Here is an 18,156-nt window from a genome sequence, read left to right as displayed (position 1 = left end):
GCTGCTGAATGCGTTCGCTTATCTCCATTGGACCCGCGGCCGACGGCGGGGCCAGGCTGGAGGACGTCCGGTGCACCGCGATCACCTTCCGGTGCACCGGACTCACCCCTGCCCGCCCGCATCCGAAAGAGGCCGCGAGCCCATGCAGACCCGCCGTATCGGTGACCTGGACATCAGCGCGATCGGCCTCGGCGCCATGCCGATGTCGATCGAAGGACGACCCGACGAGGCCCGGTCCCTCGCCACGATCCATGCCGCGCTGGACGCCGGCATCACCCTGATCGACACCGCGGACGCCTACCACGTGCACGCCGACGAGGTCGGCCACAACGAGACCCTGATCGCCAAGGCCCTCGCCGGACACGACCGGGGACGGGACGTCCTGGTCGCGACCAAGGGCGGCCATCTGCGCCCCGGCGACGGCAGCTGGACCCTGGACGGCAGCCCCGGACACCTCAAGGCGGCCTGCGAGGCGTCACTGCGCCGGCTCGGCGTGGAGGCCATCGGCCTGTACCAGTTCCACCGCCCCGACCCGCGGGTCCCCTACGCGGAGTCGGTCGGCGCGGTGCGGGAGCTGCTGGACGAGGGCAAGATCCGCGCCGCCGGCATCTCCAACGCGAACCCCGAGCAGATCGGACAGGCGAACGACATCCTCGGCGGGCGCCTGGTCGCCGTACAGAACCAGTTCTCCCCGGCCTTCCGCTCCAGCGAGCCCGAACTGCGCCTGTGCGACGAGCTCGGCATCGCGTTCCTGCCGTGGAGCCCGCTCGGCGGTATCTCCCGGGCCCGTGGACTGGGCTCCTCCTACGCGCCGTTCGCCCATGTCGCCGAGGCCCACGGGGTCAGCCCGCAACGGGTCTGCCTGGCCTGGATGCTCGCCAAGTCGCCGGTGGTGGTGCCCATTCCCGGCGCCAGCCGCCCGGAGACCGTCCTCGACTCCCTCGCCGCGACGGACCTCGTCCTCACCGACGGTGAACTCGCGGAGCTGGACGCCGCCGTCTGACACGACCACCGGGAGGACCGCCGTCCATGGCGTCGTCGTACGAAAGACCGCTCGATCACCGGTACCGGGGCGAGCACCCGATCCGCACCCTCGCCTACCTCCTGCGCGCCGACCGGCGCAGCCTCGCCGGCGCGGTCGGTGTGTTCACGGTCAAGCACAGCCCGGTGTGGCTGCTGCCGCTGATCACCGCGTCCATCATCGACACCGTCGTCCAGCACCAGCCGATCGGCACCCTCTGGACGAGCACCGGCGTCATCCTGTTCATCCTGCTGGTCAACTACCCCCTGCACCTCCTCTACGTACGGCTGCTCTACGGCAGCGTCCGCCGCATGGGCACCAGCCTGCGGTCCGCGCTGTGCACCCGTATGCAGCAGCTGTCCATCGGCTACCACTCCCGGGTCAGCGCCGGCGTGCTCCAGGCCAAGGTGGTGCGGGACGTGGAGACCGTGGAGCAGATGGTGCAGCAGACCGCCGAGCAGGGGCTCGGCGCGCTGACCGTGCTCACCGGCGGCCTCGTCATCATCGCCGTGCGCACCCCCGAGTTCGTGCCCGTCTTCCTCGTCGTCGTGCCCGTCGCCGCCGTCCTCGTGGACCGGCTCAGGGCCCGGCTGCGCAGCCACAACGAGGACTTCCGGCACGAGGTGGAGACCCTCTCCTCACGCGTCACCGAGATGACCCGCCTGATCCCGGTCACCCGCGCCCACGGGCTCGAGGGCAAGGCGCTGCGCCGTATGGACGGCACCCTGAGCCGCCTGCTGACCTCCGGGATGCGCCTCGACCTGCTCAACGGCCGCTTCGGCTCACTGGCCTGGGTGCTGCTCAACGTGATCGGCGTGCTCGTCCTCACCGGCGCCGCGCTGATCTCGTACTACGGCGTCTGGGGCGTCACCGCCGGTGACGTCGTGATGCTGAGCGCCTTCCTGACCACCCTCACCAACTCCACCACCACCCTGACCGGCCTGGCCCCGGTCATCACCAAGGGCCTGGAGTCGGTGCGTTCGGTCGGCGAGGTCCTCCAGGCACCCGAACTGGAGGACAACGAGGGCAGGTCCGAACTCACCTCGGTACACGGCTCCGTGACCTTCGAGGACGTCGGCTACGCCTACGACAGCGGCAGCCCGGCGGTGCGCGACTTCTCCCTCTCGGTCACTCCGGGGGAGACGGTCGCCCTCGTGGGGGCGTCCGGCGCGGGCAAGTCCACGGTGCTCAGCCTCGTCATCGGCTTCATCCGGCCGACCTCGGGCCGGGTGCTGCTCGACGGGACCGACATGAACACCCTCGACCTGCGCACCTACCGGCGGTTCGTGTCGGTGGTGCCGCAGGAGTCGATCCTCTTCGACGGCACGATCCGCGAGAACGTCGCCTACGGCATGGAGGACGAGGCCGACGAGGAGACGGTCCGCGCGGCCCTGCGCGACGCCAACGCGCTGGAGTTCGTCGAACGGCTCCCGGACGGTCTGCACACCCTCGTCGGTGAACGCGGGGCACGGCTGTCGGGCGGGCAGAAGCAGCGGCTGGCCATCGCCCGCGCCCTGATCCGGGACCCGAAGGTGCTGGTCCTGGACGAGGCGACGTCCGCGCTGGACACCCGTTCCGAGGCGCTCGTCCAGCAGGCCCTCGCCCGGCTGCTGCGCGGCCGCACGACCTTCGTGGTGGCGCACCGGCTGTCCACCGTGCGCGGCGCGGACCGGATCGTGGTGATGGGGGAGGGCCGGATCCTGGAGACCGGCACGCACGACGAACTCCTGCGCCGGGGCGGTGCGTACACGGAGCTGCACAGCGGGCAGGTCGCCTGAGCGCAGGTGGCCGGATCATGACCCCGGCGGGTGACATTTCCGTCTGCCGTGCATGATTCGCCCAGGTCCGGGCACACGCAGCGCAAACAGGAGAGAGGGGCGCTCGTGATCGTTCCGGACCCTAAGGTCGCCAGGACGTTGCTGACCAGGTACGCGACGCTGAGGATCGCTCAGGCGGAGTGGGACAGGCCGCAGACGGCTCGTGAACTACAGGACGTGACGTACACCTTGTGTGTGCTGATGGACACGCCCGACGTGCGGGAGGCGGTCGCCGCGGCGGACGCCCTGCTCGAGTCCGCTGCGGTCGTGCCCGCGCAGGACCCGGAGAGCGGACTGTCCCTGGCCGTCTGAGGGCGGCCAGGAGCCGGACCCGGCGCGGCGGTGTGCCCCAGCGGCGCCCGCCGCGCCCGGACGTCTCATGAGGCGGTGGAGCCGCACCGGTCGGCCTGCCGGGCATCGTGTTCCGGGGGGTCACCGGCCAGCCACTCCGCGATGGTGCGGGCGATCGGCTGCCCGGTGTCCACCTCCACGAAGCCGAACTGGCCCGACTGGTTGCATTCGAGGAACCACCACGTCCCGTCGGCGTCCTCCGCGAAGTCGAAGGCGCCGTAGGCCAGTTCCGCCTCCCGCAGATACCTGCGCACGGCCTCGGCGAGGCGCGGGGGGACGTCGGCGGGACGCCACGGTGCGGTGGAGGGCGAGTAGCGCACGTCCACCACATCGGGGTCGCCGCCGGGGACCGTCTCCTTGCGGGCGGCCAGGATGCGGTCGCCGACGGCGGTCAGCCGTATGTCGGCCCGCTTGGCCACCCGGCGCTGGAGCAGCGTCGGACCGTAGGCGACGGCGGCGAAGTCCGCGCCCGGCGGGACCCGGGTGGTGGGCACCGCACGGGGCGGATCCTGCGGATGCGCCCCGGACACCGGCTTGACCACCAGATCCGGGTAGCGGTCCGCGAACTCGCGGGCCGCCTGCGGGAACGTTGTGACGATCGTGGCCGGTACGGGCAGCCCGCTGAGCTGCGCGAGCCGCAGCTGCCAGGGCTTGTGCCGGGCGCGCCGGGACGCGTCCGGGTGGTTCATCCAGCGCGCCCCGGTACCGCGGAGCATGCCGTACAGCGCCTGCGAGGCCTCCTCCGTGAGCCACGCGGACGGCTGGGCGGCCCGGGCCGCGGCCGTGCCGGGCCGCCGGACCCATACCGATCGCAGCCCCTCGAGGCTCACCAGCCGTCCGGCGGACGACAGGTGGCCCCGGAAGGCACCGTGCACGTACTCGCCGGAGAGCGCGACGGAGTGGGTGAGGTCGGCCGGGTCCAGCCGGACGACGGGGACGCCCGCGGCGTTCAGGTGCACGACCACCATGTCCGCCGTGACGTCCTCTTCACAGGTAAGGATGAGCACGGTCATTTTCGTCGGCCCGTGTTCAGTCGTCGAAGTGGGTCTTGGAGCCCGCCGTCGAGGTCGTGGTCCCGAGTTCTCTCAGGAGGGCGTGGTCGCGAGCGGCGATCCGGCCGTCGAGAGTTACGTTCAACTGCATTCCGGGGTCATAGGCGTACGGAGTGCTGAACTCCAACTCGGCCGCTGGGCGTGCGTAGTTGAGCGTGAACGGTTGCATCGTCTCTCCCTCGTCGGTACTGCTTCGATCAAGCGGTGCCGCTGTGCGACGTCACTCGGGCCCGCTGCTGGTGCTGGATAGGTGCGTCCTTCAGTCACTTATACGAATCGAACGGGTGGTTGGTTTCCTTACTCTCCGTGATCATCGCGCGGTCGGGCACCGAACAGGGCGCGGAGCAGGGGAGATCGGGTCGAGCGGGGGTGAAAACCTCTTCCCGGACGGTCAGTCGGGCAGGCGCCCGGGAGCGTCGTCGGGGGTGCGGCGCAGGGAACGCAGGGCCAGCAGGAGGACACCGATGTCGTCGAGGTAGACGGGGTCCGGCAGTACGTCGGTGGGAAGCACGAAGTACAGGACCGCCCCCCAGAACACCCAGCGCGGCCCGGTGGGAAGCCCTGCCCGCCTCAGGCCCCGTCGGGCCCGGACCAGACGCACGAGCACGGTCGCGGCCACGGCGAACACGGCCACGGCCGCCAGCACCGCGATGACGACGAGCGTGGTTGGCGCATCCACTGGCCCTCCCTTGTGGTCCGTCGCGCGGCGTCTGTCCTTACTCGGTTTCCCCGCCTTCGGTTTCCGGATTCCCCTTTCCGGCGGGATTACCGCATCGGACGCACACGCACGGCGGCCACGCCCGTGGGCCCCGGCACCCGGGCGGACGTCCGCCCAGCGGGTGATCAGCCGGTCGGAGCCGGGTGCCGGGGCGACTCCAGCAGGCCCGTCAGCACCCGGTCGGGGGTGAGCGGCGGTTCGCGGAAGCGGACGCCCGTGGCGTGGTGCACGGCGTTGCCGATGGCGGCCGCCGTGCCCACGATCCCGATCTCGCCGATCCCCTTTCCGCCCAGGGGATTGAGATGCGGATCGTCCTCGTCGATCCAGTGCGCCTCGATGTCCGGCACGTCGGCGTGCGCGGGCACGTGATAGGCCGCGAGATCCGACTCGGTGAAGTCGCCGAAGGCGGCGTCCAGGGTGCTGCCCTCGGTCAGCGCCATGCCCAGGCCCATGGTCATCCCGCCGACGAACTGGGAGCGCGCGGTGCGGGGGTTGAGGATGCGTCCCGCCGCGTACACGCCGAGCAGCCGGCGCACCCGCACCTCTCCGGTCACCGTGTCCACGGAGACCTCCGCGAAGTGCGCCCCGAACGCGTGCCGCGCGAAGGGGCTTTCGGCGTCGGCCGCCCCCTTGGTGTCGGCGCTCACCGCCAACCCCTCTTCGGGCAACGGGTCCTGACGTCCGGCCAGCCGGGCGGCGAGCCGTGCACAGGCCTCGTGCACCGCCCAGCCCCAGGAGGCGGTACCCGAGGAACCGCCCGCCAGCGGGGCCGTCGGCAGATCACTGCAGCCCACCCGGATCCGCACCCGCTCCAGGGGCACCTCCAGGGCGTCCGCCGCGACCTGCGCGAGGACCGTACGGGCGCCGGTGCCGATGTCCGCGGCGTTCACCTCGACGAGGAAGGACCCGTCCGGCAGGGCACGTACCGCCGCCCTCGACGGATACACCTGCGCCGGGTAGGTGGCGGCGGCCACGCCCGTCCCGAGCAGCAGCGGGCCGGCGGAGCGCGTGCGGGGGCGGGGATCCCGGTCGGACCACCCGAACCGGCGGGCGCCCTCCCGCAGACACTCCACGAGGTGCCGGCTGCTGAACGGCTTGCCGCTGTCCGGCTCGGCGTCCGGCTCGTTGCGGATCCGCAGCTCGACCGGGTCCGTCCCGAGCGCCTCGGCCAGCTCGTCCATGGCCGACTCCAGGGCGTACATGCCGGGCGCCTCCCCGGGCGCCCGCATCCACGACGGCGTCGGCACGTCGAGCCGGACCACGCGGTGCAGGCTGCGCAGATGCGGTGCGGCGTACATGACGCGCGCCGGGATGCCCGCGTACTCGACGAACTCCTTGATCCGGGACGTGTACGTGGTCACCTCGTGCACGAGCGACGTCAGCCGGCCCTCGGAGTCTGCGCCCAGACGCAGCCGGTGCAGGGTGGACGCCCGGTGGCCGACGGAGGTGGGCAGCACGCGGCGGGGGAGGACCACGGTGACCGGGCGCCCGGTGTGCCATGCGGCCATCGAGGCCAGGACCACGTCAGGCCGGGGCATGCCCTTGGACCCGAAGCCGCCGCCGACATGTTCGGCGAGCACCGTGACCCGTTCGTTCGCCAGCCCGAACATCTTGCAGAGCACGGCGCGCACCGCCGTGGTGCCCTGGCTGGAGGTGTACACCGTGAGCCGTTCACCGTCCCAGTGCGCGGTGCTGGCGTGCGGCTCCATGGGGTGGTTGTGCAGGGGCGGCACCCGGTAGCCGACGTCGACCCGCACGTCCGCGTCGGCGAACGCGCCGTCGGGATCGCCCAGTTCCCGCAGGCCCGGAAAGACGCCCCCGACCTTCTCGGGGACGTACGCCTGCGGGTGCGCGGCGGTGAGCGTGACGTCGTACGCCTCCTCGGCGCAGGCGACCCGCACGGCGGCGGCGCCGGCCCGGGCCGCCTCCGGGCTGTCGGCCACCACCAGGGCGACGAACCAGCCCCGGTTCGGCACCTCGGGACCCTGGAGCACGGCGAGGGTGGCGTCGTCCTGTGCGGCGAGGCGGGGCGCGTTGCGATGGGTGAGCACGGTGACGACGCCGGGCAGCGCCAGCGCCGCGGTGTCGTCGACGTCGGTCACCCGGCCCCGCACGATCGTCGCGAGGACGGGGCGGGCGAACAGCCTCCCGGGAAGGGGCTGTTCGGCGGCGTAGCGGGCGGTTCCGGTGACCTTCTCCCGGCCCTCCCTGCGCTCGGCGGGAGCGCCCACGGCGGTCATGAGTCCTCCTCGTGCGGTACGAGCCGCGTCAGGACGTCGACGGCGAGGTTGCGGGCCAGCGGCACCTTGTGCGCGTTGTCACGCAGCGGCCGGGCCTCGGACAGCTCCAGCTCGGCCGCGCGTTCGAAGGCCGCCCGGGTGGGAGCGGCGCCCAGCAGCGCCGCCTCGGCCCGCCGGGCCCGCCACGGGCGGTGGGCGAGCGCCCCGAAGGCGATCCCCACCCGCGCGACGACGCCGTCGGCGACCTCCAGGACCACCGCGACGGAGGCGAGCGCGAAGGCGTACGAGGCCCGGTCGCGCGCCTTGCGGTACGCGGACGGCAGCCCGGCCGCGGCGGCCGGCAGCAGGACGGCGGTGACGAGTTCACCGGGTTCGATCACGGTGTCCCGCTCCGGTTCCTCCCCGGGCAGCCGGTGGAACCCGGCCGCCGCCACCCGGCGCACCCCTGCCGTGCCGTACAGCTCGACCTCGGCGTCCAGCGCGGCCAGGGCCACGGCCATGTCCGACGGGTGGGTGGCGATGCAGTGCGCGGAGTGCCCGAGCACCGCGTGGTCGCGGTGCACGCCGTCCCGGGCGGCGCAGCCGCTGCCCGGTTCCCGCTTGTTGCACGGCTTGGAGACGTCCTGGAAGTAGGGGCAACGGGTGCGCTGGAGCAGGTTCCCGCCGGTCGTGGCGGCGTTGCGCAGCTGCCCCGAGGCGCCCGCGAGCACCGCCTGGGAGAGCACGGGGTAGCGCTCGCGCACCCGTGGATGCGCCGCCAGGTCGCTGTTGCGCACCAGGGCGCCGATCCGCAGCGATCCGTCCGGCAGCTCCGTCACCTCGTTCAGCGGGAGCCGGGTGACGTCGACGAGGGCGGTCGGCCGTTCCACACCGAGCTTCATCAGGTCGACGAGGTTGGTGCCGCCGCCCAGATAGCGTGCGCCGGGATGCGCGGCGAAGGCCTCGGCGGCCTCCGCGAGACTGCCGGCCCGTACGTAGGCGAAGGTGTCCACCGGATCACGTCCTCTGGTTGCCCCGGTCGTGCCCTTGAGCCGCCGGCCCGGTCATGTGCTGCCCGCCCCGGTCACGTCCTCGACGGCGTCGACGATGCGCGGATACGCGCCGCAGCGGCAGAGATTGCCGCTGAGCCGCTCGCGGATCTCGTCCCGGTCCAGCGCCACGGGCCGTCCGGAAGGGGTCGCCGGGTCCGTGACGTGCGAGGGGTGGCCCGACTCCGCCTCGGCGAGCGCGCCGACCGCCGAACAGATCTGGCCGGGCGTGCAGTACCCGCACTGGAAGGCGTCGCGGTCCAGGAAGGCCCGCTGGAGCGGATGCGGCTCCTCACCGTCGCCGGACAGGCCCTCGACGGTCGTGATGTCGCTGCCGTCCAGGGCGACGGCGAGCAGCAGACAGCTGTTGACGCGCCGCCCGTCGACGAGGACCGTGCACGCGCCGCACTGACCGTGGTCGCAGCCCTTCTTCGCTCCGGTGAGGTCCAGATCCTCCCGCAGCACGTCCAGCAGGACGCGCCGGTGGTCGACGGTGAGGGTGTGCGGCTTGCCGTTGACGCGCAGCGTCGTGTCGGATCGGTGGGGCGATGACCGGGGGCCGTGCTCGCTGCCCATGTCCTGGTCCCTTCCGGGGCGGTCCGTGGTGCCGTGGGGACCGCGTATCCAGAGTGAGGCGTGTGACACGTCCCGGTACGAGGCAATTCGTCCACGGCCGCCGGCCGGCCGCCTACCGGTCGGTCGCCTCGGACCCGTCTGCGCCCGTGGCGCCGGTGCCGTGGTCCTGTTGCGGCGACTCGACCCGGTCCGCCGGAGCGGCCGACGTCACCGGGCGCAGGCCCTTGGTCGTCTCCTTGAACCGCTCCAGGGTCCGGCCCAGCTGCAGGAACGGCGAGCCGCTCTTCCTGGCCGGAGCCGACCGCGGCTCCCCGGCCTCGGCGGCCGCCTCACGGTACGCGGCCAGCGCCTCGTGGGCGTGCTCGGCGGCCTCCCGGTACAGGTCCCGGGACTCCGTCATCGCCTCCAGGGCCTCCTTGTACATCACCACGAGCTTGCGCTCCCGCGCCAGCTCCTCCTCCGGGGTCAGCAGCTGCCACTCCTCCCGCAGCGCGGTGAGCGCTGCGTCGGCGCCCTCCGGCAGCGGCCTGGGCAGCGCCGCGAAGCGCCTTACCGCGTCCAGCAGCTCGGTGGGATGCGTACCGTCCAGGAAAACGCTGCGCACCGAGTGGTCGGCGGGGTCGTAGTCGGCCGGAGCGGGCACGCCGGGCAGCACCAGCGCCCCGCCGCGCGGCACCTCCACCCCGGACTCCTTGAGGGCCCAGTTCACGGTGCGCAGCTGGTGCGGGGCCGCGCGGTGCTCGATGACCCGGTGGTGCAGGCCGGGCGGCAGCAGCGGGACCAGCGACCGCCGGCCGCGCTCGTCGGGCGTCATGGCCTCGTGCACGACGAGATGGACGGTCCAGGTGTCCCGCAGGGCGCCCCGGAGCGTGCGCCGCAGCTCCTTCTCGTCCGCCGGAAGCGGGTTGGTGGTGAGGAACCGCTCACCGGTGACGGTCTCGTTGCCCCACGGGGCGTCCGCCTCCCAGGACCAGAACATCCCGGCGGGCGACGGCCACCGCTGGTCCCACGGCCGCTCCGCCTCCGCCGTCAGCGTCCACTCCTGGCCCGGACCCGACCACTCGGCGAGCCTCAGCCGGGCACGGACAGTCACCTCTTCCGCGACCGGCCACCGGGCCTCGAAGGCCGTCTCCCCCTCGGGGGTGTCGGCGTCGGGCAGCTCCGTGAAGTCCTGGACGGTCCCGGCGTCCTTGAGTGCCTGAAGGTGCTTGCGCAGGACGTCCGGAGCGGTGGGGCCGGTGTGACGGCCACGGGTCTGCCACACCGTGGAGGGCGTCGTGGGCGGAACGGTCGCGGCGATGAGCATGAGTCCATTCGTGAGGGCGGGTGACGACGTGGCGACGACGTGCGAAGGCCAGTATCACTCGCCACGGGCGGTGCGCGATCAAGCGGGTCGGCGGCGCGGACGCCGGGAGGCGCCCCCGCCGGGATGCACCTTCCCCGGCGCGACACAGGTCACGCGTCCGGATCCGGTCCGTCGGCCGCCGGCCGGTGCGGGGGTGCGCGCCACTCGTACGGGGTGTGCGCCGTTCACCACGGCCGGTGACCCCGCACTCATGGGCCCGCCGGCCTCCGGGAACCGAGAATCGGAGCCGGTGGACAGGGCTCGCCCACCATCCGCGTCGGGGCGGGCCCTGTCCGCGCATGTTCCCCCCACGGGGGGCCGGGGCTTCCTCAGGGAGCACGGCATGGAGAAGATCGTCGTATGAGCGACATCGAGGATCCCGTCCTGCTGCACACCGCCGGCCGAGCCGCCCACATCACGCTCAACCGGCCGAGGGCCATCAACGCCCTCAACCACACGATGGTGCGCCGGATCGACGACGCGCTGAGCGCGTGGGAGCGCGACCCGGCCGTCGAGACCGTCGTCATCTCCGGGGCGGGGGAGCGCGGGCTGTGCGCGGGCGGCGACATCCGCGCCGTCCACGACGACGCCCGCGACGCCGACGGCGCCGCCTCGGCCGCCTTCTGGCGCGACGAGTACCGCCTCAACGCCCGCATCGCCCGCTACCCCAAGCCCTACGTCGCCGTGATGGACGGCATCGTGATGGGCGGCGGGGTCGGCGTCTCCGCGCACGGCGGTGTCCGGGTGGTCACCGAGCGGTCGAGGATCGCGATGCCCGAGACCGGCATCGGTTTCGTGCCGGACGTCGGCGGCACTCACCTGCTCGCCCGCGCCCCGGGCGCACTGGGCACCCATCTCGCCCTGACGGGCGCCCGGATCGGCGCCGGGGACGCGGTGCTGTGCGGGCTCGCCGACCACTACGTACCGTCCGTGTCGCTCCGTCGGTTCGTCGACGACCTCTCCGGTCTGCCCGTCCAGGCAGCCCTGGACCGTCATGTACGGCCCTTGCCGGCCGGGGAGCTGGCGGGCCACCGGGCGTGGATCGACAGCTGCTGCGCGGCCGACACCGTCGAGGAGATCGTCCGACGGCTGTTCGCCCACGGCGACCCGGCGGCGAAGGAGACCGCGGAGACCCTGCTGGCCAAGTCGCCCACCGCGCTCAAGGTCACCCTGGCCGCCGTGCGCCGCGCCGGGCGGCTCGGCGTGCTGGAGCGGGTGCTGGAGCAGGAGTACCGCGTCTCCTGCGCGGCCCTGACCACGCCCGACCTGGTCGAGGGCATCAGGGCCCAGGTCATCGACAAGGACCGCGACCCGCGTTGGTCGCCGGCCACTCTCGCCGAGGTCACGGCGGCCGATGTGGAGCGTTTCTTCACCCCGCTCGGCGAGCGTGAACTCCGGCTTCCCGGGCCCGATATGGCCACGGAGGCGGCCCGGTGACCGCAACCGGGGCGGTGATCCGGGCCACTTGGCCGTGGAGAGGGCAATCACGCCAGGTGGGGCGGTATTGGCCAGCGGCCCGACACGCGGTACCGTCGCTCTGATATTTGACGACGGCGAGACGGAAGCCGGTGAGAATCCGGCACGGTCGCGCCACTGTGGACGGTGTACCCCGAAGGGGCGCACCGCGAGTCAGACCCGTGGCCGTCGTCATGTGCACCACCGAGATGGGACGCGAACTCCCAGAGGAGGTCTTGCCATGGCGCAGCATGTCGCCCAGCCGACTACCAGCACGCCCGTCGTACCCGCCAAGTTGCCGCTGAAGGACATCGCCCCCTGGGCCGTCTTCTTCGGCGTCCTGATGCTGGTCCTGCTCTACTTCGTCGGCGCGGAGCAAGGCGCGACCGCCGTCGTCTCCGGCGAGGACGTTCACGAGTGGGTGCACGACGCCCGCCACCTGCTCGGCTTCCCCTGCCACTGACCCGAGGGGAACCCCAGCACACCCATGAACTCCGCAACGGTAAGAAACCTGCTCGTGCGGGGCATGCTCGCCGGCCTCGGCGCCGGCGTGCTCGCCCTGATCGTCGCCTACTTCCTCGGTGAGCCGAACGTCGACAGCGCGATCGGCTTCGAGGAGTCCCATGCCGCGGGCCACGAGCACCACGAGGTGGAACTCGTCTCCCGCAGCCTCCAGTCCACCGCCGGCCTCGCCACCGGCGTGCTGATCTACGGGGTGGCCTTCGGCGGCATCGCCGCCCTCGCCTTCTGCTTCGCCCTCGGCCGCGTCGGCCGGTTCACCCCGCGGGCCACGGCCCTTCTGCTGTCGGGGACCGCCCTGCTCGCCGTGTACGTCGTGCCGTTCCTGAAGTACCCGGCCAATCCGCCCGCGGTCGGCGACGGCGACACCATCGGCAAGCGGACCACCCTGTACTTCCTGATGATGGTGCTCGGCGTGCTGCTCGCGGTCGCCGCGGTGATCCTGGGCAAGCGGCTCGCACCGAGGCTGGGCACCTGGAACGCCACCGTCGCAGCCGTCCTCGGCTTCGTGCTCGTCATCGGGCTGGCCTACGAGTTCCTGCCGACCGTCAACGAGGTGCCGAGCGACTTCCCCGCGACCCTGCTGTGGCGGTTCCGCCTGTCCGCCCTCGCCATGCAGCTCACGCTCTGGGCGGGCTTCGGCCTCGTCTTCGGCGAACTGGCCGAACGGCTGCTGCACCCCAAGCCCGCCACGGTGACCGCGGGCACGCCGGTGGCCGCCCCGCAGTGACCTGACCGGCATCACGACCCGACGAGAGGGCCCACGGAACCGTTCCGGGGGCCCTCCCGCGTTCGCGAGCCCGCCGGACCGGCGGCCGGTGAAACTGCCGGGACGAACATCCGACCGGCCGCCGGTACACGGCAACTGCCTCCGGCCCCGCCGTCACTCCCGCCGGTACACGGCAGCCGCCCCCGGCCTCGCCGTCACTCCCCGCCGGTTCGCGCCGCTCGCCGCCGACCCCGTCGCGTCGGGGGTCCCGGTCCTCCTGACATCCGAGGACCCGGTCGCCCGTACGATCGAGTCCGCCGGCATGGCCCGCGTTCCGCTCGTGGGCACCGGCCGGATCCCCGGGGAGGGACTGTGATCGCCGTAGTCGGCGCCGGACTCATGGGCGCGGCCACCGCCTGGCAACTGGCCCGCAGGGGCCACGAGGTCACGCTCGTCGAGGCGTACGACGTCGGCCACCGGCACGGCAGCTCGCACGGGAGCTCACGGATCTTCCGGAGGGCGTACGCCGACCCCTTCTACGTACGGCTGACCGGACAGGCGTACGAGCAGTGGCGGGAGCTGGAGGACGACAGCTCGACCCCCTTGCTGCGCACGACCGGTGGGCTCGACATGGGCGAGGACCACGACCCGAAGGTGATCGCCGGTCTCCTCGCCGCGGCCGGAGTGCCGCACGAACTCCTCGGCGCGGAAGCCGCCGCGGAGCGCTGGCCGTACATCCGCATCACCGGTCCGGTGCTCCACCACCCCGACGCGGGCGTGGTCCACGCCGACGAGACCGTCGGGGCCTGCGTACGGCGGGCGATCGAGCACGGGGCGCGGGCGATCATCGGCACCCGCGTCACCGGCATCGACGTCCGGGGGAGCGGGAAGGCGCGGCTGCACACCGACGACGGCCGCGAGATCGTCGCCGACACGGTGGTGGTCGCGGCCGGCGCGTGGCTGCCCGAGCTCGGACTGCCCGTCGCCCTGCCACCGCTGCGGGTGACCCAGCAGCAGGTCTTCCACTTCCGGCAGCGGGACCCGTCCGTCATGTGGCCGACCCTGATCTGGGACGGGGAGCTGCACCTCTACGGCCTGCCGTCCGGGAGCGACGGGGGCCCGTTCCCGGCGGTCAAGGTCGCCGAGCACGACCGCGGTACCCCGGCCACCGCCCGCACCCGCAGCAAGGTCGTGGATCCCTCGTCGCGGACCCGGGTGAGCGGCTTCGTCCGCGACCGCCTCCCGGGTCTCGAGCCCGACCCGGTCGCCGAGGCGACCTGCCTCTACACGACCACCCCGGACGAGGACTTCGTGCTGGACCGCCACGGCCCGCTCGTCGTCGTCTCCCCGTGCTCCGGACACGGCGCGAAGTTCGCGCCGCTCATCGGCGCGATGGCGGCCGACCTCGCCACCGGCCGCGCCGAGCCGCATCCCCGCTTCCGCCTGGGACGCACGGCGTAGGTCCGGGGAGCGAGCGGCGCGGCCGGAGAGGGTCGCGCCGCCACCGCTGACGTCGGCGAGGCCGGCGGCCCTGTGCCGGGTTCCGCCGGGCGGTCCGGGCGGGTGATCCGCAGCGGATCACGCCGGCCGTACGAGTCCGGTGTCGTAGGCGAAGATCACGGCCTGCACGCGGTCGCGGGCGTCGATCTTGGTGAGGATCCGGCCGATGTGGGATTTGAACCGAAGGTGATCACCAGGGCGACCGCGGCCACCGCGAGACCGATGAGCTCGGCCGCCTTGCTCGCCGCCTTGTCCTCGACGGCGTCACCGCCCATGCTGACCGTCGGTCCGGCCTTCTCGCCCTCCTCGGCGACCTTGTGCAGGGCGTCGTGCGCGGCACCGCCGACGTCGGACTTGGCGACCTCGTAGGTCACCTGCGTGTAGGCGATGCCGCCGTCCTTGCTGACCAGGCCGGCGGAGAACGGGTCGGAGACGCCGGCCACCTGCGGCGCGGTCCTCAACTCGGCGAGCAGGGACTCGATCTCGGACCTGTCGGCCCCGGAGTTCAGCTTCCGGCCGGCGGGGGCCTCGAAGACGACCCGGGCGGTGGCGCCGGCGGCGGAGGCCTGCGGGAACTCCTTGTCCAGCAGGTCGATGGCTTTCTGGGACTGGGTGCCGGGCAGCGTGAAGCTGTCCGAGGTGGAGCCGGTGGAACTCATGGCGCCGATACCGACGGCGGCCGGCACGGCGATCCACAGCATCAGGACGATGCGTCGTCGCCGGAAGGCGAGCCGTCCCAGTCGATAGAGGAAGGTGGCCACGGATTACTCCCACCGGAAGAAGAGATCGTTACCTGCGAGGGGGCCCGATCGGCCCTCGATCTCAAGCTAGGGGCGGGTTTTCGCCGTTCCCGCCTCCTGCGGGACCGAATCCGCGCGCGGCGACCGGTACCGCAGTACTAGTGCCTGACCGGCACCTACGGCGGTACCGGCACCTACCGCGGCGGTGGTGCCTTCCGCGGTACGGATTGCCTTCCTCGGCACGGATGTTCCGCAGGACCGCTGCCGCTCCGGTCAGCCGGGGACGGTGACCAGCACCCGGCCGCGACCGCCCGCGTCCACCCGGTCGTGCGCCTCGGCGATGTCCGCCAGCGGGAAGCGGTCTCCGATGTCGACGGTGAGGGCACCGACCGCGGCCGCCGCCGTGAGATCGCGGGCGGCCTGCCGCTTCGCCGCGGCCGGGAAGTCGTCGCTGCCCAACAGGCGCAGGGTGACGTTGTGGAACAGCAGGGGCCAGAAAGGCAGTTCGGTGCGGTCGGCATGGGTTCCGTAGGCGGCGACGACGGCGTCGAGCGCGGTGACCGCGTTGTCCAGGTCCGCGTTGGCCGACAGGGACACCTCGACGACCCGGTGCACACCGTCGGGCGCGTGGGCGCGGATCGCCGAGGCGGGGTCGCCGCAGTCCAGGGCGACGGTGTGCGGGACGACGGCCGGGTCGACCCGGTCCAGGTCACCGCCGCGCCGTACCGTGCCGATGACGGTGGCGCCGCCCCAGTGGGCGAGCTGGGCGGCCAGCGAACCGACGCCGCCGAGCACCCCGTGCACCAGCACGATCCTCCCGTCGACCGGCCCGTCGGCGAAGACGGCGCGGTGTGCGGTGATACCGGGGATGCCCAGACTCGCGCCCAGTTCGTCGCCGAGATGGTCGGGCAGGGGGACGGCCTGCTGATCGGGTACGACGGTGTACTGGGCGGCGGTCCCGAAGGCCCGGTAGGACTGGGCGCCGTACACCCAGACCCGCTGCCCCACGCGGCGGGCGTCGACCCCGCTTCCGACGGCGTCGACGACTCCGGCGGCGTCACTGTGCGGGATCACCCGGGGGTAGGGCATCGAGGAGCCGAGCCAGCCACCCCGCTTCTTGGTGTCGCCCGGGTTGACGCCGGAGACGGTCACGCGGACGCGGACCTCGCCGGGGCCGGGCCGGGGGTCGGGCAGCTCGCCTCCCCGCAGGACGTCGGCGGCCGGTCCCTGTCCGTCGTACCAGGACGCGATCATGTGGAATCTCCCGTAGTCGTTCGGGCGCCGGGGCGGGCGGAGTCGCCGGGGGAGGCGGGACCGCTCTCGAGCGGCTCCTCGCCGAGGACCTCCCGCAGCCAGGCACGCTCGGTGCGGCTGACGGCGCGGGCGGTGAGCAGTACGCCGCGCCGGTACGGATCGTCGACCTCTTCGGCGCGCAGCGGTTTCCCGCCGTCGTGGAAGAAGCTCGCCGGTTCCTCCAGGAAGGCCAGACGGCGCCGCAGCACGGCGTGCTGTTCCGCCACGTCGGGGAGCTTGGACAGGAAGGCCAGGAGGGTGAAGAAGCGGGTGAAGTCGGTGATCTCGTGGTCTGCCGGTGTGCGCAGGCGCTCCAGCATGTCGGCGTGTCCGGCCCCGGTCAGGCTGAGCAGGAAGCGGCCGGCGCCGGCCCGGGGGTCCGCCCGACGCACCAGGAGTCCCGCTTTCGCGAGCCGGTTGATGGCCGGATAGAGGCTGCCGTCGCTGACGGGTCGCGTGTACCCGATCAGCTGGGAGACCTTGCGACGCAGCTCATGACCCGGGAGGGGGCCTTCGGCGAGGAAGCCCAGTATCGCGAGTTCCAGCATGGGGCCATCGTCTCATGGTTCACATCGATTCGATATGCGCATCGAATCGATGTACTGCGCCTCCCCATGGAAACCCACTACGGCCGCGGAGGCTCCGCACGGAATTGTTCAGGCCCCTCACGTGCTGTTGTATCCACAGAGGCTGGGACGTCGACGGTGTGCGAGCGAGCAGCGCACGTGGCCGAGGCGAGAGATACGGAAGGTGCTGAGATGGCAGCGCAGACACAGAGGGCCGTACTTGCGGGCGGATGCTTCTGGGGGATGCAGGACTTGATCCGCAAGCTCCCGGGTGTGACGGAGACCCGGGTCGGATACTCCGGGGGTGACGTAGCGAACGCCACGTACCGCAACCACGGCACGCACGCGGAGGCCATCGAGATCCTCTACGACCCCGAGAAGACCGACTTCCGCACGCTCCTGGAGTTCTTCTTCCAGATCCACGACCCGAGCACCAAGAACCGCCAGGGCAACGACATCGGCCTCAGCTACCGCTCGGCGATCTACTACGTGGACGACGAGCAGAAGCGGATCGCCGAGGACACCATCGCGGACGTGGACGCCTCCGGACTGTGGCCGGGCAAGGCCGTCACCGAGGTCGAGCCGGTGGGCCCCTTCTGGGAGGCCGAGCCCGAGCACCAGGACTACCTGGAGCGTTACCCCGAGGGCTACACCTGCCACTTCCCCCGCCCCGGCTGGCGGCTCGCGGCCCGCACCCAGGGCTGAACCACCCCGCCGTCGGCACCGGCAGAGGCGTCGTCCTGTGCCGGTACGGCAGCCCGGCAGGCTCCGGACACAGTCCGGGGCCTGCCGTTCGGCGTCCAGGGGGCATCACCGGGACGTCACCGGGAAGCCTGAGGGATGAAGTCCGGGTCCGGAAGGGCAGGAAGAGGGAAACTCCCGGGCACAAGGGCGGACGCCCGGTGCGGTGTGGGTGGCGGGCGGGCGTTCTGCCGAGCCTGCGGTATCCGGAATCCGGTGCTCTCCACGGGGCGGCAGCGGGCCGGCACGCTCGCGTCGCCGTGTGGAAATCAGCCGGATTCATGGCTTCTGCGGATTCCCGCGGCCGGGTTGACGGTTTCGGGAACGCCTCGCGCGGGCGCAACTTCTGTTCGGTGTCGTCGAGTTGGCCGGAAACGGGAAGGGCGGGCCCGTCCGGCATACTTGCCTGCGCGGACCACTGTGCTCACCAGCACGCAAGCCAAGGCCCAGCGCGTGGGTTCGAGCGCTGACGCACACCTCCGGGG

General features: G+C 72.5%; 17 protein-coding genes, 2 pseudogenes and 1 riboswitch. Of the genes and pseudogenes, 8 read left to right on the top strand and 11 right to left on the bottom strand.

All coding sequences use genetic code 11. The features are described from left to right. The first annotated feature begins 142 nt into the window (after positions 1–142). The 3 genes from ABT070_RS08040 to ABT070_RS08030 are packed head-to-tail and all read left to right on the top strand — an operon-like array spanning position 143 to position 3,150. Positions 143–1,003 carry an aldo/keto reductase gene (locus tag ABT070_RS08040; protein ID WP_351756320.1) on the top strand — a complete coding sequence of 287 codons (861 nt, stop codon included), beginning with the start codon at positions 143–145 and terminating at the stop codon, positions 1,001–1,003. A 26-nt stretch (positions 1,004–1,029) separates the two neighbouring features. Beyond that, on the top strand, positions 1,030–2,799 hold the full coding sequence (locus ABT070_RS08035) for an ABC transporter ATP-binding protein (RefSeq protein WP_351756318.1): 1,770 nt from the start codon (positions 1,030–1,032) through the stop codon (positions 2,797–2,799). 30 nt (positions 2,800–2,829) lie between these two features. Further along, on the top strand, positions 2,830–3,150 hold the full coding sequence (locus ABT070_RS08030) for a DUF5133 domain-containing protein (protein ID WP_502990159.1): 321 nt from the start codon (positions 2,830–2,832) through the stop codon (positions 3,148–3,150). A gap of 65 nt (positions 3,151–3,215) precedes the next feature. Here the strand turns inward: ABT070_RS08030 and tgmB are convergent, their stop codons facing one another. The 7 genes from tgmB to ABT070_RS07995 all read right to left on the bottom strand — a co-directional run bounded on the left by tgmB (position 3,216) and on the right by ABT070_RS07995 (position 10,109). After that, entirely contained in the window at positions 3,216–4,202 is a 987-nt protein-coding gene (gene tgmB, locus ABT070_RS08025; protein WP_351756312.1) for an ATP-grasp ribosomal peptide maturase, read from the bottom strand. Positions 4,203–4,218: 16 nt separating this feature from the next. Beyond that, positions 4,219–4,410 carry a putative ATP-grasp-modified RiPP gene (gene tgmA / locus ABT070_RS08020; RefSeq protein ID WP_020129087.1) on the bottom strand — a complete coding sequence of 64 codons (192 nt, stop codon included), beginning with the start codon at positions 4,408–4,410 and terminating at the stop codon, positions 4,219–4,221. Positions 4,411–4,632: 222 nt separating this feature from the next. Then, on the bottom strand, positions 4,633–4,920 hold the full coding sequence (locus ABT070_RS08015; protein WP_351756309.1) for a DUF1232 domain-containing protein: 288 nt from the start codon (positions 4,918–4,920) through the stop codon (positions 4,633–4,635). Positions 4,921–5,084: 164 nt separating this feature from the next. After that, complete coding sequence (locus ABT070_RS08010) at positions 5,085–7,199, bottom strand: xanthine dehydrogenase family protein molybdopterin-binding subunit (protein ID WP_351756307.1); 2,115 nt, start codon at positions 7,197–7,199, stop codon at positions 5,085–5,087. Beyond that, the gene (locus ABT070_RS08005; RefSeq protein ID WP_351756305.1) at positions 7,196–8,191 is read right to left on the bottom strand and encodes an FAD binding domain-containing protein; all 996 of its coding nucleotides are present in this window, start codon (positions 8,189–8,191) and stop codon (positions 7,196–7,198) included. The genes ABT070_RS08010 and ABT070_RS08005 overlap by 4 nt, the downstream gene beginning before the upstream one ends. A gap of 51 nt (positions 8,192–8,242) precedes the next feature. Then, complete coding sequence (locus ABT070_RS08000) at positions 8,243–8,803, bottom strand: (2Fe-2S)-binding protein (protein WP_351756303.1); 561 nt, start codon at positions 8,801–8,803, stop codon at positions 8,243–8,245. Between the two features lie 112 nt (positions 8,804–8,915). After that, positions 8,916–10,109: a hypothetical protein gene (locus ABT070_RS07995; protein ID WP_351756300.1), complete on the bottom strand. Its 1,194-nt coding sequence runs from the start codon at positions 10,107–10,109 to the stop codon at positions 8,916–8,918. Positions 10,110–10,508: 399 nt separating this feature from the next. Here ABT070_RS07995 and ABT070_RS07990 point away from each other — a divergent pair, with 399 nt between their 5' ends. From ABT070_RS07990 to solA, 4 genes are all read left to right on the top strand, one after another. Then, positions 10,509–11,585, top strand: a complete 1,077-nt coding sequence (locus ABT070_RS07990) for an enoyl-CoA hydratase/isomerase family protein (protein WP_351756297.1) — start codon at positions 10,509–10,511, stop codon at positions 11,583–11,585. A 70-nt stretch (positions 11,586–11,655) separates the two neighbouring features. Further along, positions 11,656–11,809, top strand: a riboswitch (cobalamin riboswitch). Between the two features lie 35 nt (positions 11,810–11,844). Then, positions 11,845–12,066 (top strand): CbtB domain-containing protein, encoded by a 222-nt coding sequence (locus ABT070_RS07985; protein ID WP_307166805.1) that lies wholly within the window; start codon positions 11,845–11,847, stop codon positions 12,064–12,066. 24 nt (positions 12,067–12,090) lie between these two features. Continuing rightward, complete coding sequence (locus tag ABT070_RS07980; RefSeq protein ID WP_351756295.1) at positions 12,091–12,852, top strand: CbtA family protein; 762 nt, start codon at positions 12,091–12,093, stop codon at positions 12,850–12,852. 351 nt (positions 12,853–13,203) lie between these two features. Beyond that, positions 13,204–14,292, top strand: a complete 1,089-nt coding sequence (solA, locus tag ABT070_RS07975) for an N-methyl-L-tryptophan oxidase (protein ID WP_351756294.1) — start codon at positions 13,204–13,206, stop codon at positions 14,290–14,292. A gap of 117 nt (positions 14,293–14,409) precedes the next feature. Here solA and ABT070_RS46250 read toward each other — a convergent pair. The 4 genes and pseudogenes from ABT070_RS46250 to ABT070_RS07960 form a co-directional block, all read right to left on the bottom strand. Then, positions 14,410–14,508 (bottom strand): annotated as a pseudogene (locus ABT070_RS46250) (DNA-binding response regulator); the annotation flags it as partial. A gap of 59 nt (positions 14,509–14,567) precedes the next feature. Further along, positions 14,568–14,990, bottom strand: a pseudogene (locus tag ABT070_RS07970) (MMPL family transporter); the annotation flags it as partial. A gap of 354 nt (positions 14,991–15,344) precedes the next feature. After that, positions 15,345–16,325, bottom strand: a complete 981-nt coding sequence (locus ABT070_RS07965) for an NADPH:quinone reductase (protein WP_351756291.1) — start codon at positions 16,323–16,325, stop codon at positions 15,345–15,347. After that, positions 16,322–16,912 (bottom strand): PadR family transcriptional regulator, encoded by a 591-nt coding sequence (locus ABT070_RS07960; RefSeq protein ID WP_351756288.1) that lies wholly within the window; start codon positions 16,910–16,912, stop codon positions 16,322–16,324. The genes ABT070_RS07965 and ABT070_RS07960 overlap by 4 nt, the downstream gene beginning before the upstream one ends. A gap of 210 nt (positions 16,913–17,122) precedes the next feature. On the opposite strand from ABT070_RS07960, the gene msrA reads away from it, so the two are divergent. Next, on the top strand, positions 17,123–17,635 hold the full coding sequence (msrA, locus tag ABT070_RS07955; RefSeq protein ID WP_351756285.1) for a peptide-methionine (S)-S-oxide reductase MsrA: 513 nt from the start codon (positions 17,123–17,125) through the stop codon (positions 17,633–17,635). The last annotated feature ends 521 nt before the right edge of the window (positions 17,636–18,156 follow it).

The organism is Streptomyces sp. NPDC002884 (genome assembly GCF_040295245.1).
Taxonomy (GTDB): Bacteria; Actinomycetota; Actinomycetes; order Streptomycetales; family Streptomycetaceae; genus Streptomyces.
This window is presented reverse-complemented; position numbering and strand designations above follow the sequence as displayed.